This is a genomic window from Arthrobacter senegalensis (assembly GCF_059091765.1).
Genome location: NZ_JBNHGZ010000001.1, coordinates 1028324 through 1050887, shown reverse-complemented (window position 1 = coordinate 1050887; position 22564 = coordinate 1028324). Strand labels below are relative to the sequence as shown.

The following is a 22564-nucleotide window of genomic DNA, read 5'->3' as shown; positions in this document are numbered from 1 at the left end:
CGATTATGCCCGGCAGCCCGCCCTGAACGGGACGGCCGGGCGACGGGTGTGCGGGCGGGTGATGCGGGCGGGTGCCGCGCGCTGTCCGGGCGCGCGGCCTGCGTGCGGGTCCGGCAGCAATTAGGGCAGGAAAGCGGTTCTTAATCGCGGAGAACATAGGTTAGCCTTACTTGAGTCGCTTTTTCCGGCCCGAGGGGGTATGCGCATGCCAGCTGATCCGGCGGCGACGGCGCCTTCCCATCCGGGGCCCGGGCCTCGGCTTGGCCGCGCTTCGGGCGGCGCCAACGGGACCGGCAGGCCGTCCTCCACTGCTTCCGGTGCGGCACGGCTGCCGCGCAGGGTGCTGGTGGGTATCCCGGCCGCCCTGGTGGTGCTGGCGCTGATCTGCTGTGCCTCGCTGGCCCTCGGGGCGCGCCCCATCGGCGTGGAGACGTTCATCCAGGCCTTCGCTGCCTTCGACCCCGCCAACGGAGACCACGCCGTGGTCCACTCGCGCATCCCGCGGACCGTCACCGGGCTGCTGGTGGGAGCGGCCTTGGGCGTCGCCGGCGCCGCCATGCAGGGCGTGGCGCGCAACCCGCTGGGCGATCCCGGCATCCTGGGCGTGAACGCCGGGGCCGCGCTCGCGGTCGTGGCGGGCATCTTCCTGTTCGGCGTGACGCAACTTTCCGGCTACGTCTGGTTCGCGTTCGCCGGCGCCGCGCTCGCTGCCGTGCTGGTCTACGGGGTGGCCAGCATGGGACGGGAAGGCGCCACCCCGATCAAGCTGGCGCTGGCCGGCGCCGCCCTGTCCGCGGGGCTGAGCTCGCTGATGTACTCGGTGCTGGTGACCAACCAGGACACGCTGGAGGGGTTCCGCTACTGGCAGGTGGGATCGGTGGCCGGCCGCGGCTGGGACCTGATCGGCCAGGTGGCCCCGTTCATCGCCGTCGGACTGGTGGTCACGCTGTTCACCGGGAGGATCCTGAACAACTTGTCGCTGGGCGACGACGTGGCCCGGGGCCTGGGCCAAAAGGTGGGCCTGTCCCGTGCCATCACGGCGCTCGGCGTCGTGATCCTGTGCGGCGCGGCGACCGCCATCGCCGGCCCGATCGCCTTCGTGGGCCTGATCATCCCGCACATGGTCCGCGCCCTGACCGGACCCGACTACCGCTGGATCCTGCCCTACTCCATGGTGCTGGCCCCCGTGCTGCTGGTCGGCGCCGACGTGGCCGGCCGCTTCCTTGCGCCGCCCGGCGAGATCGAAGCCGGCATCACCACCGCAGTGATCGGCGCGCCCGTGTTCATCTGGCTGGTCCGGCGGCGGAAGGCGGCCGGGCTGTGAGCAAGGTGGACACCCCGCGCGGAAAGCGCCCGGAATTGGCGCAGCAGGCTGCCGAGGCCGCCACGCCCCAGGCAGCCATGCCCCAGGCCGCCATGCCCGAGGCCGCCATGCCCCAGGCTTCGGACCGGCCAGTGCAGGGTTTATCGTCGAGGGCAGGGTATATGGACGGTGCACTCGAAGATTTACCCCGCACCCGCGGAGGCGGCGGCCAGCGAGCCGTGGCTTCCGTCAGGGCCGGACGACGCAGCCGGCGGCGCGCGGCGCTCATCGCCGCCCTGGCTGGCATCGTCGTCGTCCTGTTTTTTGTCAACGTCCTGCTGGGCAGCTACACCGTGACCATTCCGGACTTCTTCCGGCTGCTGGCGGGCGAACAAATCCCCGGGGCCAGCTTCATCGTGATGGAGCACAAACTGCCGCGGGCCGTGATTGGCGTGCTGGTCGGGCTCGCGTTCGGCCTGGCCGGCAGCATTTTCCAGACCATGCTGCGGAACCCGCTGGCCAGCCCGGACATCATCGGCATCAGCTACGGGGCCAGCGCCTCCGCCGTGACCGCGATCGTCGTGTTCGGCGCGGCCGGCGCCGCGGTCTCCGCCGCCGCCATGGCCGGGGCGCTGGTGGTGGCGGGGGGAATCTACGCGATTGCGTACCGCTCCAGCACGGTGTCCGGGGCGGCCGGCTCGCGGCTGATCCTGGTGGGCATCGGCTTCGCCGCGGTGATGCAGGCGCTGGTCAGCTACCTGCTGACCCGCACGGATATCCGCACAGCCCAGGGCGCGCTGGTCTGGCTCAACGGGTCGCTGAACTCCAGCAATTGGGACCGGGCCACGGTCCTGGTGGCCGGGCTGGCCGTGCTGTTCGTGGCCGTGGCACTGTTGGCGCGCAGCCTGCACGGCCTGGAAATGGGCGACGACGCCGCTGCCGCGCTGGGTGTCCGGGTGGCCCCGGCCCGGCTGAGCCTGATGACGGTGGGGGTGCTGCTGGCCGCCGTGGCCACTGCGGCGGCAGGTCCGGTCGCGTTCATCGCGTTCCTGTCCGGGCCGATTGCCCGCCGGTTGCTGGGCGGTGCGGCATCGCTGCCGGCGGCCGCGCTGGTGGGCGCCCTGATCGTGCTGGCCGCCGACTTCGCCGCGGCCAACCTCATCCCGATGTATCTGACCGACGGCGCCTCGCTGCCGGTCGGGGTGGTGACCGGAGCGCTGGGCGCGCCGTTCCTGCTCTGGCTGCTGGTCACCACCAACCGCCGAGGCCAAGGAGGCTAAGTGCGCACGCTCGAATCCCGCAACCTGACGCTGGCATACGACCAGCGCACCGTGGTGCAGGACCTCACCGTCCGGCTGCCGGAAGGCAAGGTGACGATCATCGTCGGGGCGAACGCCTGCGGCAAGTCGACGCTGCTGCGCGGGCTGGCGCGGCTGCTCAAGCCGGGTGCCGGGTCCGTGCTGCTGGACGGCAAGGACATCCACCGGCAGTCCACCCGCGACGTGGCGAAGGTGCTGGGCCTGCTGCCGCAAAGCCCGGCGGCCCCCGACGGAATCACCGTCGCGGAGCTGGTGGGCCGCGGCCGGTATCCGCACCAGGGCTGGTTCCGGCAGTGGACCCGGGAGGACGACGACGCCGTCAGCGCGGCCTTGGCGGCCACCGACACCCTGGAACTTGGCGACCGGAACGTGGACGAACTCTCCGGCGGCCAGCGCCAGCGGGTGTGGATCGCGATGGCGCTGGCCCAGGAGACCGACGTGCTGCTGCTGGATGAGCCGACCACGTTCCTGGACGTGGCCCACCAGGTGGAGGTGCTGGATCTGATCACCGACCTGAACCGGCGCCGCGGCACCTCCGTGGCCATCGTGCTGCACGACCTGAACCTGGCCGCCCGCTACGCCGACCAGCTCGTGGCGATGAAGGATGGCCGGGTGGTGGCCGAGGGCGCCCCCGCGCAGGTGGTCACCGAGGAGCTGGTGCAGACGGTGTTCGGACTGGAATCGCGGGTGATCCCGGACCCGGTGTCCGGAACGCCGATGGTGGTTCCGGTCGGCCGCCACCACTGCGCGGCGCCCGCCCCGGCCGAAGACGACGCCGACCCGGTCCTGTCCACGACGGACCTCAAGCACGAAGAACCCGCGGCGTGAGCGAGGCCGGCCGGCGCCGACAACCGCCCGCACAGGGGCCCGGCGGCGCCGGAAGGAAAACCCGGCGCGCAGCCGAAGGAACGGACATGGAGAACGGAGCACGATGACCGCCGTAGCAACTGAAACATCCGCCGTAGTGCCGGTGCTGGCCTTCGGCGTAGCCGTCGCCCGGGTCGAGGACATCTCGCCGAGCTACCGGCGGGTCACCTTTTGCGGGGAGTCGCTCCGCCGTTTCGGCGTGGACGGGCCGACGCTGGATCTGCGGATCAAGGTGATGATCCCGTCCACCGGCGCCGACGGGCGTCCGCTGCCGCTGCCGGCATTCGGCGGGCCCGCGCGCCCGGCCCCTCCCGTGACGCCGGGCAACCAGGAAACCATGGCGGCCGACACGGACACCGCCGTGGAACTGGGCGGCGGCTGGTACCAGCAGTGGCTGGCCATGGACCCGGCCCGACGCGGCTCCATGCGCACCTACACCGTCCGCGCCTTCCGGCCGGCGGAAGGCGGGCGGGGGCCCGAACTGGACGTGGACTTCGTGCTGCATTTCGACGCCGACGGAAACGGCGGTCCGGCGTCGTGCTGGGCGGCCGCCGCCGTCCCCGGCGACGAGGTCACCATCATCGGCCCGAACGCCGCGGCGGCCAACTGCGCGACGGCGAAGAGCTACGGCGGCATTGAGTGGCGGCCCGGGCTGGCTTCGCACGTGCTGCTCGCCGGCGACGAAACCGCCGTTCCCGCCATCGCGTCCATCCTGGAGAGCCTCCCGAAGCACATGACGGGCCACGCCGTGCTCGAGGTCCCCGACCCAGCGGACTTCCAGGACATCCGGTCTGCGGCGGACGTGCAGATCTCCTGGCTGGCGCGGGGCGCCCGCCCGCACGGCGAACTGCTGGACGAAGCGGTGCGCGCCGCCGTCGTTGTGCCCGGAGCCGGCCTGACGCCGGCGACGGGGGAGGACCCCGAAGAAGTGGACATTGACCAGGTGATCCTGTGGGAAACCACCGCCGGTTCCACCCGGCCGTTCTACGCCTGGATTGCGGGGGAGGCGGCGGTCATCCGCGGGCTGCGCCGTTACCTGGTCCGGGACGTGGGAGTGGACCGCAAACAGGTGGCGTTCATGGGCTACTGGCGGGCCGGCAAAGCCGAACTGTAGGGCGCCGGCACCCGCCTGTCCCTCCTGGCGGCGGCATCGCCGGCCGGGGACACGGGCGTGGTGCACGCGCCCGCTGGGGCCACGGCGCCCGCGGCTAAAATTCCCGGGCGAAACCGGGCAGGCCGCTGCCATACTTGCTCCATGGGCGTTGAGGGACAGCGGGACCAGGACGAATTTTGGGCCATCGTGGCCGAAGGGGAGCAGCGCATTCGGGAGACTTTTCCGGAGTTGCCGTGTTTCGGCCTGCGCGGGTGGGACGGCGGCGTCATGGTCGGCGAATGGATTTTCGACGGCGGCCCGCACGGGCTGCTGCATGGCGACCCGGGGCTTGGTTCGCCGTATGCGCAGGTCCTGACCACGGCCCACGAGGTAAACCAGAGGATTCGAACCATGCGGCTGGGCGCCCGCGCCGTGGTGGAGGACAAGGACGCCTACCTGCGGCAGCTGGACGAGTTGGACCGCCAGGAACCGCGCATGGTGGGCATCGCCGTCGACGGTGAACGGGTGGAATTCGCGCTCTGGCAGGACGGCGGCAAATGGTGGGCCGGTGCCGAGCGTGGGCGTTACGGCATCATCATCGAGGCGGCCGGGCTCGAGGCGCAGACGGTGGCGCTTGAAAGCGTGGCCGACATCGAGCCTTGCCTGGCCGCGCGGCGTCAGTGGCTGCGGCAGGTCCGCGGCGAAGCCGAATGAGGGCGGTGGGTGGCCCCGCCACCCACCGCCCTGCCGTTTCCGGGAAGGCCCCCTCCCCGGGATTCCTGCTGCCGGTCAGAGGTGGTTCATGCCCTCCGTGAGGACGGAGCGCAGGATCTGCTCGATCTGGTCGAATTCGCGCTGTCCGATGGTCAGCGGCGGAGCGAGCTGGACTACGGGGTCTCCACGGTCGTCCGCCCGGCAGTACAAGCCGGCGTCGAACAGCGCGTTGGACAGGTAGCCGCGCAGCAGGTGCTCCGACTCTTCGTCGTTGAACGTCTCCTTGGTGGCCTTGTCCTTGACAAGTTCGATCCCGTAGAAATAGCCCTCGCCGCGGACATCGCCGACGATCGGCAGGTCCAGCAGCTTTTCCAGCGTCTTGCGGAAGGCCGGGGCGTTCTCCTTGACGTGGTTGTTCAGGCCCTCGCGTTCGAAGATGTCCAGGTTGGCCATGGCAACGGCGGCCGAGACCGGGTGCCCGCCGAAGGTGTAGCCGTGGTAGAACGTCGTGTCGCCATGCTTGAACGGTTCGAACAGGCGGTCCGAGGCGATCATCGCGCCGATCGGCGAGTAGCCGCTGGTCATGCCCTTGGCGCAGGTGATCATGTCCGGCACGTAGTCGAAGTCGGTGGAGGCGAACATGGAACCGATCCGGCCGAACGCGCAGATGACCTCGTCGGAAACCAGCAGAACGTCGTACTCGTCGCAGATTTCCCTCACCCGCTCGAAGTACCCGGGCGGCGGCGGGAAACAGCCGCCGGAATTCTGCACCGGTTCCAGGAACACCGCGGCCACGGTGTCCGGGCCTTCGAACTCGATGGCTTCGCCGATCCGGTCCGCGGCCCAGCGGCCGAAGGCCTTCGGATCTTCCAGGCCCGCCGGCGCGCGGTACTGGTTTGTGTTGGGGACACGGAAGGCGCCGGGCACCAGCGGTTCGAAGGGTGCCTTCATGTCCGGGATGCCGGTGATCGAAAGCGCTCCCTGCGGGGTGCCGTGATAGGCGACGGCGCGGGAGATCACCTTGGTCTTGTTGGGCTTGCCCTTCAGCTTGAAGTACTGCTTGGCCAGCTTCCACGCGGATTCCACGGCTTCGCCACCGCCGGTGGTGAAGAAGACCCGGTTCAGGTCGCCCGGGGCGTGGTGCGCCAGGCGTTCGGCCAGTTCGATGGCCGCCGGGTGGGCATAGGACCACAGCGGCATGAAGGCCAGTTCCTTGGCCTGGCGGGCGGCCGCCTGCGCGAGTTCCTCGCGGCCGTGGCCCACCTGGACCACGAAGAGCCCGGCCAGGCCGTCGATGTATTCGCGGCCCTGGTCGTCGTAGATGAGGTGGCCCTCGCCGCGGGTTATCACCGGTACGTTGCCGCCGGCAACCAGTGGTGAGTGTCGGGCCATGTGCATCCACAGGTGGTCGCGGGCCGCCTGCTGGCGGTCCGTTCCCATCGGAGTGGTGTAGGTCCGGCGCATCGGGGCGTCGGTCGTGGTGCCGGCGGGCGTGCCTTGGCCCGGGAGGCTGGTGCTTGGCGATGCTGATGTCTGTGTCATCGGGTTCCCCAGTTGTATTCCTGCTTGCGCAGAGAGAGATACATGAATGTTTCGGTGCTCAGGACACCGGGAATGCCGCGGATCCGGTTGACCAGCCGCAACAAATCCTGGTCGTTTTCGCAAATGATTTCGGCCAGAATGTCGAACGAGCCCGCGGTGACCAGGCAGTAGTGCACCTGGTCCAGTTCGGCGATCTTGTCCGACACTTCCAGCAGGTCGGCAGCTGTCTTGATGCCCAGCATGGCCTGCCGGGCAAACCCCAGCTGCAGCGGGTCGGTGACCGCGACGATCTGCACGACGCCGGAGTCGATCAGCTTCTGCACCCGCTGCCTGACGGCTGCTTCGGAGAGCCCGACCGCCTTGCCGATGGCGGCGTAGGAGCGCCGGCCGTCTTCCTGCAGTTGCTCGATGATGGCCTTGGAGACCTCGTCAACCGCAGGGCTGTGGCCGTTGCCGATGAGGCCGTGGCCGGCACTGGGCAGCAAGGTCAAGCGTATCCACCTCCTAAGCGAATACCCGCCACCGGCAGGGATTGCTGACTATTGAATCCGTTGTGTGATGAGAGCGCAAGTGCTGAATCCGAAAAGATTCGCCGCGGAGGCTATCGATATACGCAGAACTAGAGGCTACTATCTGTTTGTGAAGCAGCTCACTTCAGCTTTCGCGTGCGGCCCTTCCGTCCGCCGGGTGCATACTTCGCGGATGCGCCCTCCGGGAGGGGACAATCCACGTGCAGGCAGCGGGGCATGCTTCGGATTTCGTCGTGTAACCAAAAATTTACAACTGAAACTATTGTCGGGGTCTCTGCGGTCTGCAAGTATCGACGCACCAGCGAGGCCCGATCCGTCAACAGGAGCACCAGATGCCGAAACGACTACCTGAAGACCCACGCCTGCGACGCCTGATCGCTGCGCAAATGTCCCGCCGGAACGTCCTGATGGGCGCCGGCGGACTGACTTTGGCCGGCCTGCTCGCTGCGTGTGGCACGGGCGGCACGGGCGGCTCGTCGAACACCGGCTCGGCCGGTGCGCTGTCCCCGGCGGAAGACCTGTCGGACCAGGAAAAGGAAGTCAACTGGGCCAACTGGACCCTGTACCTGGACTACGACGACTCCAGCCAGACCTACCCGTCGCTGGAGGCCTTCACCAAGAAAACCGGGATCCAGGCCAACTATTCCGAGGACATCGACGGAAACGACACGTACTTCGGAAAGGTCCAGGGCCAGCTCGCCGCCGGGCAGGACATTGGACAGGACATCATCACGCTCACCGACTGGATGGCGGCACGACTGATCCGGCTCGGCTACACCCAGGAACTGGACCACGCGAACATCCCGAACGCGGCCAACCTGTTGGAGACCCTGAAGAACGTGGACTTCGACCCGGACCGGAAGAACTCCCTGACCTGGCAGTCCGGATACGCGGGCATTGCCTGGAACAAGGAAGCGGTCCCGGGCGGGCTGCGGACGGTATCCGATTTGTGGAAGCCCGAGCTCAAGGGACGCGTGGAAGTGCTCGACGAGATGCGCGACACCATGGGCCTGCTCATGCTGGACAACGGCGTGGACATTTCCGGTGACTGGGGCACGAGCGAATACGACGCCGCCCTGGAGGTCCTGCAAAAGCAGATCGCCGACGGCCAGATCCGTCAGGTCAAGGGCAACTCCTACAAGGAAGACCTGATCTCCGGCGACGCGCTGGCGGTGATCTGCTGGTCCGGCGACATCACGCAGCTGAACTTCGAGGAGGGCGACAAGTGGCAATTCGCGCTCCCCGAGGCCGGCGGAACCCTGTGGTCGGACAACCTGCTGGTGCCCATCGGCTCGCCGCACAAGAAGAACGCGGAAACGCTGATGGACTTCTACTACGATCCGGAAAACGCGGCGACCGTAGCGGCCTACGTGAACTACATCTGCCCGGTGCAGGGAGCCAAGGAAGCCATGGAGAAGATCGACCCGGAACTGGTCGACAACCCGCTGATCTTCCCGACGGACGAAGACCTGGCCAAGGTCAAGGTCTTCCGCAGCCTGGAGGCCGACGAGGAAACCGACTTCGGCAACCGTTTCCAGCAGGCGATCGGCAACTGATGACCCAGGCACCACTGAGGACAGAGCACGCCCACGCCGTCGGCGAAGACAGCGGCGCGGATCTGGTGCTGTCGTCCGTGACCAAGCGGTTCGGCGATTTCGTGGCCGTCGATGACCTGGACCTGACCATTCCGGCGGGCCAGTTCTTTGCCCTGCTCGGCCCCTCCGGCTGCGGCAAGACCACCACCCTGCGGATGGTAGCCGGGCTGGAACAGCCCACGTCCGGCAGCATCAGCATCGGCGGCAAGGACATCAGCAAGGCCAGCCCGCACCAGCGGCCGGTCAACACCGTGTTCCAGAACTACGCCCTGTTTCCGCACATGAGCGTGCTGGACAACGTGGCGTTCGGGCTGCGCCGGCGCAAGGTCCGCGACGCCCAGGAGCAGGCGAAGAAGGCACTGGCGCTGGTGGAGCTGTCGCACCTGGGCGCACGGCGGCCGGCCCAGCTCTCCGGCGGTCAGCAGCAGCGCGTGGCGCTGGCGCGGGCCATCGTCAACCAGCCGGCGGTGCTGTTGCTGGACGAACCGCTGGGCGCGCTGGACATGAAGCTGCGCCGGCAAATGCAGGTGGAACTGAAGAAGATCCAGACCGAGGTCGGACTGACCTTTGTCCACGTCACCCACGACCAGGAAGAAGCCATGACCATGGCGGACACCGTGGCCGTCATGAACGCCGGCAAGGTGGAGCAGATGGGTGCTCCCCGCGAGCTGTATGAACTGCCGCGCACCGTGTTCGTGGCCAACTTCCTGGGCAAATCCAACCTGGTCGCCGGGGAGATCATCGAGGACCGGGGCGACGCCGTCGTCGTCAATGCCAACGGCAACCGGCTGGCCGTGCTGAAGGAGCGCGCGACCGTGCACCGGGGCAAGGCGCTGATCGGGATCCGTCCGGAGAAGCTGAAGATGATGTGGCCGGACGATGCGCCGGCCGAAGCCGCCAACGTCCTGCGCGGCACCGTGCTCGACACCTCGTTCACCGGGGTCAGTACCGAGTACCTGGTAGAGGTTGCCGGGATCGGCACGGTGGGCGTCTTCAGCCAAAACCACGGCCAGCAGCTGGCCCAGCCGGGCGACGCCGTCGTGCTCAGCTGGGACACGGAACACGCCTTCGGCCTCGACGGCGACGAGGAACCGCAGTACGGGGCGCCCGAGGACGGTGTCTGATGAGTGCGCTGGCCACCGCAGACACGTCATCGGCGCCGGATCAGGGACGCGGCAGCGGCGAGCTTAAGGAGGAACGCCGCCGGGGGCGGATGGGCTATTGGCTGATCCTGCCCGGCTTCTTCTTCCTGCTGCTGTTCTTTGTGCTCCCGGTGTTCTCGCTGCTCGCGACCTCGCTCTACACGAAGCCGCCGGGGGCCGACATCGGCCAGTTCGTGCCGGCGCTGGAGTTCAACAACTACGTGCGGGTGCTGGGCAGCTACTGGCCGGAGTTGCTGCGTTCCTTCGGGTTCGCGCTGGTCGCCACCGCCGCGGCGCTGCTGATCGGCTATCCCATGGCCTACCTGATCGCGGTCAGGCTGCGCGGGCGCGGCCTGCTGCGGGGCATCCTGCTGGTGCTGATCATCGCGCCGTTCTTCACCAGCTTCATCCTGCGCACGCAGGCCTGGAAACAGATCCTCGCCGACGAGGGCCCGGTGGTCTCCGTGCTCAGGGCGTTCGCCTTGCTTCCGGAGGACGGGCGGCTCACGGCCACCGCCTTCGCCGTGGTCTGCGGCCTGACCTATAACTTCCTGCCCTTCATGACCCTGCCCATCTACGCGAACCTCGAGCGGCTGGACACCCGGCTGATCGAGGCCGGCAACGACCTCTACGCGAACGGTTTCACCACCTTCAGGACCGTCACGCTGCCGCTGTCGATGCCCGGGGTGATGGCCGGAACGCTGCTGACCTTCATTCCGGCTGCCGGGGACTACATCAACGCCTCCCTGCTGGGCAACAACCAGAACACGACCATGATCGGCCAGGTCGTCGACTCCCGGTTCTTCCGCATCGTCGACTATCCGGGCGCTTCGGCACTGTCCTTTGTGCTGATGCTGGCCATCCTCGCCCTGGTCTTCATCTACGTGCGCCGTTTCGGCACCAAAGAACTGCTGTAGGGGGCTCTGACGTGAAAAACTCCTTCGGCCGCTGGCTGGTCCCTGTGTTCGGCGGCCTGGCGTTCGTCTTCCTGCTGGTCCCCATCGCCTACGTCTTCGTGTTCTCCTTCAACGACGCCGGGCGCACCAACCTCACCTGGCGCGCCTTCACGTGGGACAACTGGACCAACCCGTGCGGCGCCCCGGCAGTCTGCCAGGCGCTGGGCAACAGCCTCCAAATAGGCGCGGTTGCCACGGTGATCGCCGTCCTCCTGGGCACGGCCATCGCCATCGGGCTGGTCCGCTACCGGTTCCGGTTCAATTCCACCGCCAACATGCTGATATTCCTTCCGCTGGCCACCCCGGAAGTAGTCCTCGGCGCCTCGTTGCTGGCGCAGTTTCTGAACGTGGGCGCGGAGCTGGGCAAGGGCACCATCATCATCGCCCACACCGTCTTCTGCATTTCCTTCGTCGTGGTCACCGTGAAGGCCCGGGTCGCCAGCCTCGACCCGAAGCTGGAGGAGGCGGCGGCCGACCTCTATGCCTCCCCGATGCAGGCGTTCTGGCGGGTCACCTTCCCGCTGCTGCTGCCGGGGATCGTGGCGGCGGCCCTGCTGAGCTTCGCGATCAGCTTTGACGACTTCATCATCACCAACTTCAACTCCGGCAACGTGGATACCTTCCCGAAGTTCATCTACGTGGCCGCCACCCGCGGCATCCCCGCCCAGGCGAACGTGATCGGCTCGGCGATGTTCATCATCGCGCTGCTGATCGTGATCGGCGGGCAGATCCTCGCACACCGCCGCGCCAAGATGCTGGCGGCACGCTGACCCGCCCGACTCGCTGACTAGGAGCCCTTCATGATCGACCGGAACCGGCTGGCGGTGCTGTTCGCGCGCGAACTACAGGACTTCGAGGCCAAGCATCCCCAGTCCAAGGCACTGTACGACGGCGCGTCCCACCTCTTCGGGAAAGTCCCGATGACATGGATGAACAAGAGGGCGGGCAGCTTCCCCCTCTACCTCGCCCGGGCCCGCGGCTGCCGGGTGTGGGACGTGGACGGACTCGAATACGTGGACTTCGCGCTGGGCGACACCGGCGCGATGGCCGGCCACTCCCCGCAGCCCACCGTCGAGGCGATGATCCGGCGTGCCGCCGACGACGGGGGACTGGCCACCATGCTGCCCACCGCGGACGCCGAGTGGGTGGGGGCGGAGCTGGCCCGCCGGTTCGGCGTGGAGCGCTGGAGCTTCTCGCTCACCGCCACCGATGCCAACCGGTGGGCCATCCGGCTGGTCCGGGCCCTGACCGGCCGGAGCAAGATCCTGTTCAACCCGTACTGCTACCACGGGTCGGTGGACGAATCGCTGATCGTGGCCGGACCCGACGGCGAGGGCATGAACCGCCCGGGCAATGTCGGGGCACCGGTGGACGTTACGGAGACCAGCAGGGTCGCCGAGTTCAACGATCTTGCCGCCCTGGAGCGCCAGCTGGCCTACGGAGACGTGGCAGCTGTGCTGATGGAACCGGCACTGACCAACATCGGCATCGTGCTGCCGGAGCCGGGCTACCTGGACGGCGTGCGGGAACTGACCCGCCGGCACGGCACGCTGCTGATTATCGACGAGACGCACACCTTCTCCGCCGGCCCCGGCGGGGCGACCGCGGCGTGGGGGCTCGAGCCGGACGTGGTGGTGATCGGCAAATCCATCGGCGGCGGCATCCCCTGCGGCGCCTACGGGCTCAGCGCGGAACTGGCCGAACGGGCACTGGGCCGGGCCGATTTGGACCTGGTGGACATGGGCGGCGTGGGCGGCACCCTGGCCGGAAACCCGCTGTCCGTCGCGGCCATGCGGGCCACGCTCGAACACGTGCTGACGGACCAGGCCTTCGCCGCGATGACCGCGCGTGCCACGGAGTTCGCCACCGGCGTGCAGCGGGTGATCGATACGTATTCGCTGCCGTGGTCGGTGTCCCGGTTGGGTGCGCGGGCCGAATACCGCTTCGCCAACCCGGCGCCCCGCAACGGCACGGAGTCGGCGGCCAGCCACGACGGCGGGTTGGAGGACTTCCTGCACCTATACCTGGCCAACCGCGGCATCCTGCTCACCCCGTTCCACAACATGGCCCTGATGTGCCCGCAAACCACCAGCGCCGACGTCGAACGGCACCACGAGGTCTTCGAAGAAGCCGTCCGGGAACTGACCGGCGGCTGAGGCGGCGGGCGCCGAGCCGTCGGCTTGGGATACTGGATGGATGACGATCGCCAAATCCGCCATCCTGTTTGTCCTCGCCGCCGTCGCGGAGATCGGCGGCGCCTGGCTGGTCTGGCAGGCGGTGCGCGAAGGCCGGGACTGGTGGTTCGCCGGCTTGGGAGTGATGGCCCTGGGCCTGTACGGTTTCATCGCCGCCCAGCAGCCGGATGCGAACTTCGGCCGGGTGCTGGCCGCGTACGGCGGAGTGTTCATCGCCGGATCACTGGCCTGGGGCATGCTGCTGGACGGTTTCCAGCCGGACCGCTGGGATTTCATCGGCGCCGGCCTCGCGCTCGCCGGGGTCGCCGTCATCATGTACGCACCGCGCAGCGTCGCGTAGCGCCGCGCCGGGCCGCTGCCGGAACGGTTTCTTTGTTAATCTGGTCCGGTGACTTTCGCGCAGCGTTTTGTGGCCTTGGGGGATTCGTTCACCGAGGGGGTGGGAGACAAGGATCCCAGCCTGCCCAATGGTGTACGCGGCTGGGCCGACCGGGTAGCCGAGCAGCTGATGCTCGCCGATGCCGGCTGGGGCTATGCCAACCTTGCCATCCGCGGCAAAAAGATCACCCAGGTACTGAACGACCAGATCGACGCCGCCGTAGCGCTCCAACCGACCCTGGTCACCCTCTATGCCGGCGGCAACGATCTCCTGCGCCCGCGGGTGGACATCGACGCGCTGATGGCAGGGTACGAAGCCGGCGTGGCCAAGCTGGCCGCCACCGGTGCCGACGTCGTGCTGTTCACCGGCTTTGACACGGTGGCCTCGGCGGTCTTCAGCAAGACCCGCGGCCGCACCGCCATCTACAACGAGTGGGTGCGCGAGATCGCCGACCTGCACGGGGCGAAAATCGTTGACTACTGGCGGATGCGCGAGTTCCGCGACTGGCGTTACTGGGACGACGACCGCCTGCACATGTCCACGGCCGGGCACACGCTGATGGCCAAGAAGGTGTTGGAAGTGCTGCAGGCCGAGGACATCATCGACCTGCCGGCGCTGCCGGACCTGGCGGCGCTGACCCGCCGGCGCGCGATGGCCGCCAATGTCCGGTGGGCCCGGGAGCACCTGGGCCCGTGGATGGGACGCCGGCTGCGCGGCACGTCCTCGGGGGACTCGCTCACCGCGAAGTACCCGCAACTCACGGGGCTCCACACCACCGGACGGGTCTAGTGCCGTACGGGCAGAAGCGGAAGTGCCGGCCCGCCGGCCCTAACAGTTGAAGCCTCAAGTTTTATGGCAGAATAGAGGCATGACTTCTGCACGCTGGCTCGACCCCGAAGAACGCCAGGCCTGGCTGGCCTTGCTGGCGGTGTCCACCCTGTTGCCGGGCAACCTCGACGCCCCGCTGTACCGGGAGGGCAAGCTGACGCTCTTCGACTACAACGTGCTGGCCATGTTGTCCGAGGCTCCGGACCGGTCGCTGCCCATGAGCGAGCTGGCCTCCCGCACCTATTCTTCGCTGTCCCGGCTCTCGCACGTGGTCAAGAAGCTTCAGGGCCGCGGCTGGGTGACCCGGGCGCAGTGCGCCGATGACGCCCGGGTGACCATGGCGTTGCTCACGGATGCGGGGATGGACGCGATCGTGGCCCTTGCGCCGGGGCACGTCGAAACCGTGCGGCAGGCGGTTTTCGACGGACTGGACCGCCGGGATGTGCAGGACCTGGAACGCATCGGCAAGAAAATCGTGCAGCAGTTGGAGCCCAACAGCTGGGTGCTGCGCGAACCGCGGCTGAACAGCTGAGCCTTGCTCCCGGAGCCGCGGTTCGCTGTCGCCGTCGGGGACCGGCCGTTGGTTTGATCCAAACCGCCGCTGCCCCTAAGATGGAAAGGCGTTAAGTCACGCAACTTGGCACCCCCTTGCCCAGGCGGGGGGATGGCAACGTTGTGTGGCGTCCGTGTTTACCTAGAATTGAGGGTCGCGGATAGGCCGCGCCTCCCCCGGGAGGCAAGCGGCTTATTGCACCTGACTTCACCGTCTTCCCCGCGGCGAGGCACTTCGGCTGGATCTCACCCCGCCAGGTTCACCTCCGGAAAGTCGCAGTAATAACGGTGTCACAACTGGTGGCGGGCGCTCTTACACGCAGATTCGCAGGCGCTTTACTTACGTTTCTGCGTCAAGTCCGTCAATATTTACTACAACTGGAGGAGAGATCATGGCAGCACACTGCCAGGTGACCGGAGCCGAGCCCGGCTTTGGCCACAGCATTTCGCACTCGCACCGCCGCAACAAGCGCCGGTTCGATCCGAACATTCAGAAGAAGCGCTACTGGGTTCCGTCCCTGCGCCGCAACGTGACGCTGCAGGTTTCGGCCCGCGGCATCAAGACCATTGACGTCCGCGGCATCGACGCTGTCGTCGCCGAGCTCCTCGCGAAGGGTGTGAAGCTTTAATGGCCAAGGACAAGGACGTACGTCCCATCATCAAGCTGAAGTCCACCGCCGGCACCGGCTTCACCTACGTGACCCGGAAGAACCGTCGTAACGACCCGGACCGCATTGTCCTGAAGAAGTACGACCCGGTCATCCGCAAGCACGTCGAATTCCGAGAGGAGCGCTAAACATGGCCAAGAAGTCCAAGATTGCTCGCAACGAGCAGCGCAAGGTCGTTGTCGAGCGTTACGCCGCGAAGCGTGCCGAGCTGAAGAAGACCCTGGTCGACGCCAACGCGACCGACGAGGCCCGCGAAGAGGCCCGCCTGGGCCTGCAGAAGCTGCCCCGCAACGCGTCCCCGGTCCGCGTCCGCAACCGCGACCAGATCGATGGCCGCCCCCGCGGCACGCTCCAGAAGTTCGGAATCTCGCGCGTGCGTTTCCGTACCATGGCGCACAACGGCGAACTGCCGGGCATCAAGAAGTCCAGCTGGTAGAAATCCGGCCGGCTTCCCGGTGAAGCTGCATCAAGGCGGCGGTCCAGCAGGGCCGCCGCCTTTGCCATGCCCGGAGCGCTCCGGCAGGCAGCGGGGAGAACGAGGGCCGTGATCGACCGCTGGAACAGTCCATCGCCGTAGCTCCCACGCTGAAGCGGTGATCGTGTCGCGCCAGCCGTGCCACACGAAACCGGGGCAGCCGCGGCGCGCGGAAACGGCCCATCATATGCTCTCGGCGCAAAAAGCGGACCCCGCGGGGCTGAATCGGCCCGAAATCGGGGTATTTCGCTAAAAATTCCGCCAGATTCCGCGGATTTTGCCGGATCGGGGCGGCCAAGCTGGTAAGTTTTCGCTCAGTAGCTTTTCCGCAGCCTGCGGAGGCTCTGACCAAACCGAAGCAGTCCAGGAGGACAAAAATTGGCTATCAATCGCAGTGAACTTGTTGCAGCTGTTGCAGAGAAGGCCGGCACCAGCCAGACCGCAGTGAACGGTGTCCTGGACGCCGTGTTCGACATCTTCGCGACCTCCGTCGCCAAGGGCGAGAAGATCACCATCCCGGGCTGGCTCGCCGTCGAGCGCACCGACCGCGCGGCCCGCACCGGCCGCAACCCGCAGACCGGCGAATCCATCCAGATTCCGGCCGGCCACAGCGTGAAGCTGACCGCTGGTTCCAAGCTGAAGGCTGCTGTCGCCAAGAAGTAGTTTTCCCACCAGGCTTCCGCAGGACCGTCACCGGCAACCGGTGGCGGTCCTGCTCTTTAACGCCTTAACTTCTACCGGCGGTAAAATAGCCGGGCGGGGCGTGCGCCACAGGCACGCCCGGAAGCATCGGGACGGAGGACTCGGCATGGTCCAGCGGGAAGCGCGGCTGCTGCGCGGCTGGCTCGGCGCTGCCGTGGCCACCTCCGCCGCCGCGTTGTCGCATCTGGCCGGCGGGGGACATGCGCCCGCCCTGGCCGTCTGGTCCCTGTCCCTCGCCCTCTCCGGGCTGGTCTGCGTGGGCCTGGCCGGCAAGTCATTGTCCTGGCCGCGCCTGCTGGCCGCGGTGGGGGGCAGCCAGGCCATCTACCACCTGCTTTTCCGGGCGGGCCACGGCGCCCCGGCGGGAATGACCCCCGGCGCGGGAGCCCATGCCGGCCACGGCCCGGCGCTGCCTCCCGGCGACTGGGTGGCGGCCGCACCGGCCCCGCCGGCCGGGGCCGAGGATCCGGCGATGCTGGCAGCCCACCTTGCCGCTGCCGTTGCAACGGTCCTGCTGCTGCGCCGCGGCGAGCAAGCTGCAGCGGCCCTGGCCGGAACCGTGCTGTTGGCAATCCCGCGCCGGCTGTACGGCTGGCATCCGGTACCGCGGGCCAGGCTGGCCAGCCCCGGGGCACGGACTGTCCGTACCCTCGCCGCGCTTGGAGTGCCGCTGCTTTCGCTGCGGCACCGGGGGCCGCCCCTGCATCACGCTTTCTGACCGGCGCCATCCGCGCATCCCCCGACGAAAGAACGTGATGAACCCCCTGATGAACACCCCTGCACCCGTCCGCGTTGCCGCCTCCGGGTCTTCGGCAGCCAGGCAGCGCCGTGACGACGCCCGACGCCTCGCCCGGCAGGCGGCCCTGCGCCGACTGCTCGCGGCCGCCTTGGCCGCCATGCTGCTGTGGCTGTCGGCGGCGCTGACGCTGGCGCGCCCGGCCGCGGCCCACGACGAACTGATCGGATCCACCCCGGAAAACGGCGCCGTCCTCGACGTCCAGCCCGAGAGCATCGTGCTGGAATTCAGCGCGAATGTGATGGATATCGGCACCACCACCCAGGTCCTGGACAGCGCCGGCACCGACTGGGCCGCCGGAGCACCCGTGCTCGGCGGCCGTGAGGTCACCATCCCCCTGCAGGACGGGATGCCCGACGGCGACTACCAGCTGGGCTGGCGGGTCGTCTCCAGCGACGGCCATCCGATCGAAGGAACCACAAAATTCTCCCTTGCGGCCGGCGGCACCGCCTCGGCCCCGGCATCCGCAGCCGCGGCCGGCGGCACCGCCGAGGCAGCCGGGGAAGAGGACGGTGCCGGCGGCGCCGGACTGTTCCTCGCGCTGGGCGCCGGCACGCTGGCTATCCTGGCCGGACTGGCCGCCTTCGTGATGAGCAAGCGGGGCGGAGGCGCTGGCGGTCGTGGCTGAGCGGCTGACCCCTGCGGCTGACCGGCGTCCTGCGGCGATCACCGCCGACGGGATCGGCAGGGGATGGCTCCTGGCCGGTGCGGTCGTCCTGGTTCTGGCGCTGGCGGCAGCCCTGCTGTACTCCGGGGCGGCCGCCACCCGCCAGCTCTCCGACCCCGGCGCCTTGACCCGATGGGCGCTGCCGGTGGCCAAGGCCGCCAACAACACGGCTTTGGCAGCCGTCATCGCAGCGCTGCTCTTCGCCGTCGGCATCCTTCCCCGGCAGTTGCGTCCCGGCCGCAGGCCGGGCAACGGCGACCAGGGCCCCGAGCATCCCGCCTTCACGGCCGCGCTGCGGCTGGCCGCGGTTGCCGCCGTCGTCTGGACGCTGGCGGCCATGGCCGTGCTGGTCTTCAGTTTCTCCGACGTCGCCGGGCTGCCCGTGAGCGGGGACGCCAACTACACCGCCGGATTCATCGGCTTCATGACGGACATCGGGACCGGCCAAGCCTGGCTCGCCATCACCATAGTGGCCGCCGTCGTGGCCACGCTGATCTTCGGCCTCCGCTCCCTCCCGGGGCTGGCCACCACCTTGGCGCTGGCCACCATCGGCGGGCTGCTGCCGATGGCCCTGATCGGGCACTCGGCCGGCGGCGACGATCACTACGGGGCCGTCAACTCGATCGGGCTGCACCTGCTGGGTGCCTGCCTCTGGGTGGGCGGAATCATCGTCCTCGCGGTCATTTCCGGGACACTGGGCACCAGGGACATCACCGGGCAGGTGCTGCGTCGCTACTCATCGCTGGCACTGATCAGCTTCGGCCTGGTGTTCTTCTCCGGCATCATTAACGCGTCCATTCGGATCACCTCGCTGGACCAGCTTTCCACCCCCTACGGGGTGCTCGTGGTGATCAAGGCCCTCGCCACGCTGCTGCTGGGGGCCATCGGCTTCATGCACCGGCAGTGGATCATCCCCGAACTCGCAACGAAGTCCGGCAAGCGCGTCCTGTGGCAGCTCATCACCGTCGAACTCCTCATCATGGCGGCGGTCTTCGGCGTGGCGACGGCCCTGGCCCGCACTGCGCCGCCCACGCCCGAGGAACTGCCGCCGGACGCGTCCCCGGCGCGCATCCTGACCGGTTACGAACTGCCGCCGGAACTGGTCGGGAGCAGCTGGCTGACCGTCTGGCGGTGGGACTGGCTGTGGGTGACGTTCGCTCTGGTCACCGGCATCGCCTACCTGGTCGCGGCCGCCAGGCTGCGCCGGCGCGGCGACGGCTGGCCGGTGGCCCGGACCATCAGCTGGATCGTCGGCCTGCTGGCGCTCACCTATGTCACGTCGGGGGCGCCGGCAGTCTACGGGATGGTGCTGTTCAGCGCGCACATGCTGGACCACATGGCCCTGACCATGGTGGTGCCGCTGTTCCTCGTCCTGGGCTCGCCGGTCACGCTGGCGCTGAAGGCGCTGCCGCCGCGCCGCGACGGCAGCAAGGGCCTGCGCGAATGGATCCTCTGGCTGGTGCATTCGAAGTATTCCGCGGTCATCACCCATCCGCTCTTCGCGGCGGCGAACTTCGCCGGTTCGATCATCATCTTCTACTACTCGCCGCTGTTCGGCTTCGCCCTGCGCGAGCACGTGGGGCACGAGCTGATGAACCTGCACTTCCTGCTCACCGGCTACCTGTTCATCCTCTCGATGATCGGCCAGGATCCGCTGCCGCGGCGCGCGCCCTACCCGTTGCGGCTGTTGCTGCTGTTCGCGACGATGGCCTTCCACGCATTTTTCGGCGTCGCCCTGACCAGCTCCACGGCCCTGATCCAGGCCTCCTGGTTCGGCAGCATGGGACGCGAGTGGGGACTGCCGGCCATGGACGACCAGCAGCTGGGCGGGGCCATCATGTGGGGCATCGGGGAAATACCCACCCTCTGCATCGCCGTCGGAGTGGCCATCGCCTGGTCGCGGTCCGACGCGCGGGAAACAAAGCGTAAAGATCGTTCGGCCGATAGGAATAACGACGCCGAACTGGCGGCTTATAACGATATGTTTGCCAAGATGGCCCGGCAGGATGCACGCCTGGTCCCGCCGGGGGCAGCAAGGCCTGCCGCGGGGCCCGGCACGGACTCCGGCGACCATGAACTTCCGACAACCACCACCGGGCAGCCGCCCGTTCCGGAACCGGATGACGCCGGCCGGACACAAGGAGAAACCAGATGACTGAGGCAGCCGACACCATCCGCAGCAACTACCGGGTCCGTGCCTCGGACCTGGTGGGGCGCAACTGGCTGAACACCGGCGGCAAGCAGCTGGGGCTGGAAGACCTGCGGGGCAAGATTGTGCTGCTGGACTTCTGGACCTTCTGCTGCATCAACTGCCTCCACGTGCTGGACGAGCTGAGGCCGTTGGAGGAAAAGTACAAGGACGTGCTGGTCACCGTCGGGGTGCACTCCCCGAAGTTCGAGCACGAAGCCGACCCCGTGGCGCTGGCCGCGGCCGTGGAGCGGTACGAAATCCACCACCCGGTACTCGACGATCCGGAGCTGGACACCTGGCAGGCCTACGCCGCCCGGGCGTGGCCGACGCTGGTGGTCGTGGACCCCGAGGGCTACATCGTGGCGCACCTGTCCGGAGAGGGCCACTCGGGCGGCCTGGCGTCGCTGGTGGAAGAGCTGGTGGCCGAACACGAAGCCAAGGGCACGCTGCACCGCGGCGACGGGCCGTACGTGCCCGCGGAAACCACCGCCGGCGACCTGCGCTTCCCGGGCAAGGCCATTCCGCTGCCCGACGGCGTCGGTTCCGCCGGCGGGTCCTTCCTGGTCAGCGACACCGGCCACCACCGGCTGGTGGAATTGGCCGCTGACCTGTCGACCGTGCTCAGGACCTACGGTTCGGGCGTGAAGGGCTGGCAGGACGGGCCGGCCGATGCCGCGCAGTTCAACGAGCCCCAGGGCGTGGCCCTGCTTCCGGAAGGAATCCGCGGGAAGGCGGGCTACGACGTCGTCGTCGCCGACTCCGTGAACCACCGCCTCCGCGGCCTGTCCCTGGCCACCGGCGAGGTGACTACGATCGCCGGCAGCGGCGTGCAGCGGCTGCTCGATGCCGGCTCGCAGCGCACCGCGCCGGGGCTCGCCGAAGCCGGTCCCGGATCCGTGGCGGACGAAGCGGCTTCCGGGGAAGCGCTGGGGGAGGAACTGGCGGAAGCCATCGCATCGGGCCGGGAGCAGCTTCCCGCCGACCCGCTCGCCGTCTCGCTCAGCTCGCCGTGGGACGTCCTGTGGTCGACCCGGTTGGAGGCCGTGGTGATCGCCATGGCCGGCGTGCACCAGATCTTCACTTTTGACCCGGCCTCCGGCGCCGTCGCCATCCTGGCCGGTACAGGGCTGGAAGGCCTGCAGGACGGCGAGGCCACCGCGGCCTGGTTCGCCCAGTCGTCGGGCCTGGCCGAGGACGCGGCAGGAGGCATTTGGGTCGCGGACTCGGAGACGTCGGCCCTGCGCAAGATCTCCTTCGTGGAGGTCAAGGGCGAGCAGCGGGCGCACGTCTCCACCGCCGTCGGCACCGGTCTCTTCGACTTCGGATTCCGCGACGGGGAGGCAGCCGAGGCGCGGCTGCAGCATCCGTTGGGCGTGGCCGTCCTGCCGGACGGTTCGGTGGCCGTGGCGGATACCTACAACGGGGCGGTACGCCGTTACGACCCGGTGAGCGGGACCGTCTCCACCCTGGCGCGCGGTCTGGCCGAGCCGTCCGACGTCATGCTGGACACCTCTGCCGTGGCCGGGGGAGGCGAGCCGCTGCTGCTGGTGGTGGAAGCGAACAAGCACCAGCTCGTCCGGCTTCCCGTCCCCAAGGAAGCCCTGAAGGTGGACGAGGGGGCCTCGCAGACGCAGCGGCCCAAGACCGAGGTCTCGGCCGGGCCGCTGGCGCTGACCGTCCGCTTCGCGGCCCCCACCGGTCAGAAGCTGGATGACCGCTGGGGAGACCCGACGCAGCTGAAGATCTCTTCTTCGCCGGAGAAGCTGCTGGTTTCCGGCGCCGGCACCTCCGTGGGGCTGGTGCGCGAACTGGTGCTGTCCGACGAGGTCGCGGAGGGCGTCCTGCACATCACCGCACGGGCGGCGGCCTGCGACGGCGAACCCGGCGGCGAGATCCCGGACCATGCCGCCTGCCACCTGTACCAGCAGGACTGGGGCATCCCCGTGGTGATTGGCTCCGGAACCGGCGAGATGACCCTGGACCTGCGCGGGCTGAACTAGGCGGCCGCGCGGCAGGACTGACAACGCCAGAGGCGGACAGGACAGCCTGT

At 68.4% G+C, this 22564-nt stretch carries 23 protein-coding genes; 21 read left to right on the top strand and 2 right to left on the bottom strand.

Features of this window, described 5'->3' with window-relative positions:
• Positions 1–205 precede the first annotated feature (205 nt).
• From AC5RVG_RS04945 to AC5RVG_RS04925, 5 genes are all read left to right on the top strand, one after another.
• Positions 206–1324 carry a FecCD family ABC transporter permease gene (locus AC5RVG_RS04945; RefSeq protein WP_494012914.1) on the top strand — a complete coding sequence of 373 codons (1119 nt, stop codon included), beginning with the start codon at positions 206–208 and terminating at the stop codon, positions 1322–1324.
• 161 nt (positions 1325–1485) lie between these two features.
• Positions 1486–2583, top strand: coding sequence for a FecCD family ABC transporter permease (locus tag AC5RVG_RS04940; protein WP_494013011.1), 1098 nt, complete (start codon positions 1486–1488; stop codon positions 2581–2583).
• Positions 2584–3450 (top strand): ABC transporter ATP-binding protein, encoded by an 867-nt coding sequence (locus tag AC5RVG_RS04935; protein WP_494012913.1) that lies wholly within the window; start codon positions 2584–2586, stop codon positions 3448–3450.
• Positions 3451–3553: 103 nt separating this feature from the next.
• Positions 3554–4603 carry a siderophore-interacting protein gene (locus AC5RVG_RS04930; protein ID WP_494012912.1) on the top strand — a complete coding sequence of 350 codons (1050 nt, stop codon included), beginning with the start codon at positions 3554–3556 and terminating at the stop codon, positions 4601–4603.
• 141 nt (positions 4604–4744) lie between these two features.
• Complete coding sequence (locus AC5RVG_RS04925; protein ID WP_494012911.1) at positions 4745–5296, top strand: hypothetical protein; 552 nt, start codon at positions 4745–4747, stop codon at positions 5294–5296.
• Between the two features lie 75 nt (positions 5297–5371).
• Here the strand turns inward: AC5RVG_RS04925 and AC5RVG_RS04920 are convergent, their stop codons facing one another.
• On the bottom strand, positions 5372–6760 hold the full coding sequence (locus tag AC5RVG_RS04920) for an aspartate aminotransferase family protein (RefSeq protein ID WP_494001304.1): 1389 nt from the start codon (positions 6758–6760) through the stop codon (positions 5372–5374).
• A gap of 74 nt (positions 6761–6834) precedes the next feature.
• A complete protein-coding gene (locus AC5RVG_RS04915; RefSeq protein ID WP_494000737.1) occupies positions 6835–7329 on the bottom strand; it encodes an Lrp/AsnC family transcriptional regulator in 495 nt (164 codons plus the stop codon).
• 371 nt (positions 7330–7700) lie between these two features.
• On the opposite strand from AC5RVG_RS04915, the gene AC5RVG_RS04910 reads away from it, so the two are divergent.
• From AC5RVG_RS04910 to AC5RVG_RS04835, 16 genes are all read left to right on the top strand, one after another.
• Positions 7701–8924 (top strand): ABC transporter substrate-binding protein, encoded by a 1224-nt coding sequence (locus tag AC5RVG_RS04910; RefSeq protein ID WP_494000736.1) that lies wholly within the window; start codon positions 7701–7703, stop codon positions 8922–8924.
• On the top strand, positions 8924–10087 hold the full coding sequence (locus tag AC5RVG_RS04905) for an ABC transporter ATP-binding protein (protein ID WP_494000735.1): 1164 nt from the start codon (positions 8924–8926) through the stop codon (positions 10085–10087). The genes AC5RVG_RS04910 and AC5RVG_RS04905 overlap by 1 nt, the downstream gene beginning before the upstream one ends.
• A complete protein-coding gene (locus AC5RVG_RS04900; RefSeq protein ID WP_494000734.1) occupies positions 10087–11022 on the top strand; it encodes an ABC transporter permease in 936 nt (311 codons plus the stop codon). Before AC5RVG_RS04905 ends, AC5RVG_RS04900 begins: the two co-directional genes overlap by 1 nt.
• 11 nt (positions 11023–11033) lie before the next feature.
• A complete protein-coding gene (locus AC5RVG_RS04895) occupies positions 11034–11831 on the top strand; it encodes an ABC transporter permease (RefSeq protein WP_494000733.1) in 798 nt (265 codons plus the stop codon).
• A 30-nt stretch (positions 11832–11861) separates the two neighbouring features.
• Positions 11862–13217: a transaminase gene (locus tag AC5RVG_RS04890; RefSeq protein ID WP_494000732.1), complete on the top strand. Its 1356-nt coding sequence runs from the start codon at positions 11862–11864 to the stop codon at positions 13215–13217.
• 40 nt (positions 13218–13257) lie between these two features.
• Positions 13258–13596 carry a YnfA family protein gene (locus AC5RVG_RS04885; RefSeq protein WP_494000731.1) on the top strand — a complete coding sequence of 113 codons (339 nt, stop codon included), beginning with the start codon at positions 13258–13260 and terminating at the stop codon, positions 13594–13596.
• 48 nt (positions 13597–13644) lie between these two features.
• Entirely contained in the window at positions 13645–14424 is a 780-nt protein-coding gene (locus tag AC5RVG_RS04880; RefSeq protein WP_494000730.1) for an SGNH/GDSL hydrolase family protein, read from the top strand.
• Between the two features lie 79 nt (positions 14425–14503).
• Positions 14504–14995 (top strand): MarR family winged helix-turn-helix transcriptional regulator, encoded by a 492-nt coding sequence (locus AC5RVG_RS04875; protein ID WP_494012910.1) that lies wholly within the window; start codon positions 14504–14506, stop codon positions 14993–14995.
• Positions 14996–15407: 412 nt separating this feature from the next.
• Positions 15408–15644: a 50S ribosomal protein L28 gene (gene rpmB, locus AC5RVG_RS04870; protein WP_136785732.1), complete on the top strand. Its 237-nt coding sequence runs from the start codon at positions 15408–15410 to the stop codon at positions 15642–15644.
• Positions 15644–15811: a 50S ribosomal protein L33 gene (gene rpmG / locus AC5RVG_RS04865; RefSeq protein WP_127512989.1), complete on the top strand. Its 168-nt coding sequence runs from the start codon at positions 15644–15646 to the stop codon at positions 15809–15811. Before rpmB ends, rpmG begins: the two co-directional genes overlap by 1 nt.
• Before the next feature lie 2 nt (positions 15812–15813).
• A complete protein-coding gene (gene rpsN / locus AC5RVG_RS04860) occupies positions 15814–16119 on the top strand; it encodes a 30S ribosomal protein S14 (protein WP_127512988.1) in 306 nt (101 codons plus the stop codon).
• Positions 16120–16536: 417 nt separating this feature from the next.
• Complete coding sequence (locus AC5RVG_RS04855) at positions 16537–16821, top strand: HU family DNA-binding protein (RefSeq protein ID WP_136785733.1); 285 nt, start codon at positions 16537–16539, stop codon at positions 16819–16821.
• A gap of 145 nt (positions 16822–16966) precedes the next feature.
• Entirely contained in the window at positions 16967–17578 is a 612-nt protein-coding gene (locus AC5RVG_RS04850; protein ID WP_494000728.1) for a hypothetical protein, read from the top strand.
• Positions 17579–17627: 49 nt separating this feature from the next.
• On the top strand, positions 17628–18284 hold the full coding sequence (locus tag AC5RVG_RS04845) for a copper resistance CopC family protein (protein WP_494012909.1): 657 nt from the start codon (positions 17628–17630) through the stop codon (positions 18282–18284).
• Complete coding sequence (locus tag AC5RVG_RS04840; RefSeq protein ID WP_494012908.1) at positions 18277–20478, top strand: bifunctional copper resistance protein CopD/cytochrome c oxidase assembly protein; 2202 nt, start codon at positions 18277–18279, stop codon at positions 20476–20478. Before AC5RVG_RS04845 ends, AC5RVG_RS04840 begins: the two co-directional genes overlap by 8 nt.
• Complete coding sequence (locus AC5RVG_RS04835) at positions 20475–22514, top strand: NHL domain-containing thioredoxin family protein (RefSeq protein WP_494012907.1); 2040 nt, start codon at positions 20475–20477, stop codon at positions 22512–22514. The genes AC5RVG_RS04840 and AC5RVG_RS04835 overlap by 4 nt, the downstream gene beginning before the upstream one ends.
• Positions 22515–22564 lie beyond the last annotated feature (50 nt).

Coding starts and splice junctions, on each gene's coding strand:
- AC5RVG_RS04945 (WP_494012914.1), top strand. CDS start 206: ATGCCAGCTGATCCGGCGGCGACGGCGCCTTCCCATCCGGGGCCCGGG.
- AC5RVG_RS04940 (WP_494013011.1), top strand. CDS start 1,486: ATGGACGGTGCACTCGAAGATTTACCCCGCACCCGCGGAGGCGGCGGC.
- AC5RVG_RS04930 (WP_494012912.1), top strand. CDS start 3,554: ATGACCGCCGTAGCAACTGAAACATCCGCCGTAGTGCCGGTGCTGGCC.
- AC5RVG_RS04925 (WP_494012911.1), top strand. CDS start 4,745: ATGGGCGTTGAGGGACAGCGGGACCAGGACGAATTTTGGGCCATCGTG.
- AC5RVG_RS04920 (WP_494001304.1), bottom strand. CDS start 6,760: ATGCGCCGGACCTACACCACTCCGATGGGAACGGACCGCCAGCAGGCG.
- AC5RVG_RS04910 (WP_494000736.1), top strand. CDS start 7,701: ATGCCGAAACGACTACCTGAAGACCCACGCCTGCGACGCCTGATCGCT.
- AC5RVG_RS04905 (WP_494000735.1), top strand. CDS start 8,924: ATGACCCAGGCACCACTGAGGACAGAGCACGCCCACGCCGTCGGCGAA.
- AC5RVG_RS04900 (WP_494000734.1), top strand. CDS start 10,087: ATGAGTGCGCTGGCCACCGCAGACACGTCATCGGCGCCGGATCAGGGA.
- AC5RVG_RS04890 (WP_494000732.1), top strand. CDS start 11,862: ATGATCGACCGGAACCGGCTGGCGGTGCTGTTCGCGCGCGAACTACAG.
- AC5RVG_RS04885 (WP_494000731.1), top strand. CDS start 13,258: ATGACGATCGCCAAATCCGCCATCCTGTTTGTCCTCGCCGCCGTCGCG.
- AC5RVG_RS04875 (WP_494012910.1), top strand. CDS start 14,504: ATGACTTCTGCACGCTGGCTCGACCCCGAAGAACGCCAGGCCTGGCTG.
- rpmB (WP_136785732.1), top strand. CDS start 15,408: ATGGCAGCACACTGCCAGGTGACCGGAGCCGAGCCCGGCTTTGGCCAC.
- rpmG (WP_127512989.1), top strand. CDS start 15,644: ATGGCCAAGGACAAGGACGTACGTCCCATCATCAAGCTGAAGTCCACC.
- rpsN (WP_127512988.1), top strand. CDS start 15,814: ATGGCCAAGAAGTCCAAGATTGCTCGCAACGAGCAGCGCAAGGTCGTT.
- AC5RVG_RS04850 (WP_494000728.1), top strand. CDS start 16,967: ATGGTCCAGCGGGAAGCGCGGCTGCTGCGCGGCTGGCTCGGCGCTGCC.
- AC5RVG_RS04845 (WP_494012909.1), top strand. CDS start 17,628: ATGAACACCCCTGCACCCGTCCGCGTTGCCGCCTCCGGGTCTTCGGCA.
- AC5RVG_RS04835 (WP_494012907.1), top strand. CDS start 20,475: ATGACTGAGGCAGCCGACACCATCCGCAGCAACTACCGGGTCCGTGCC.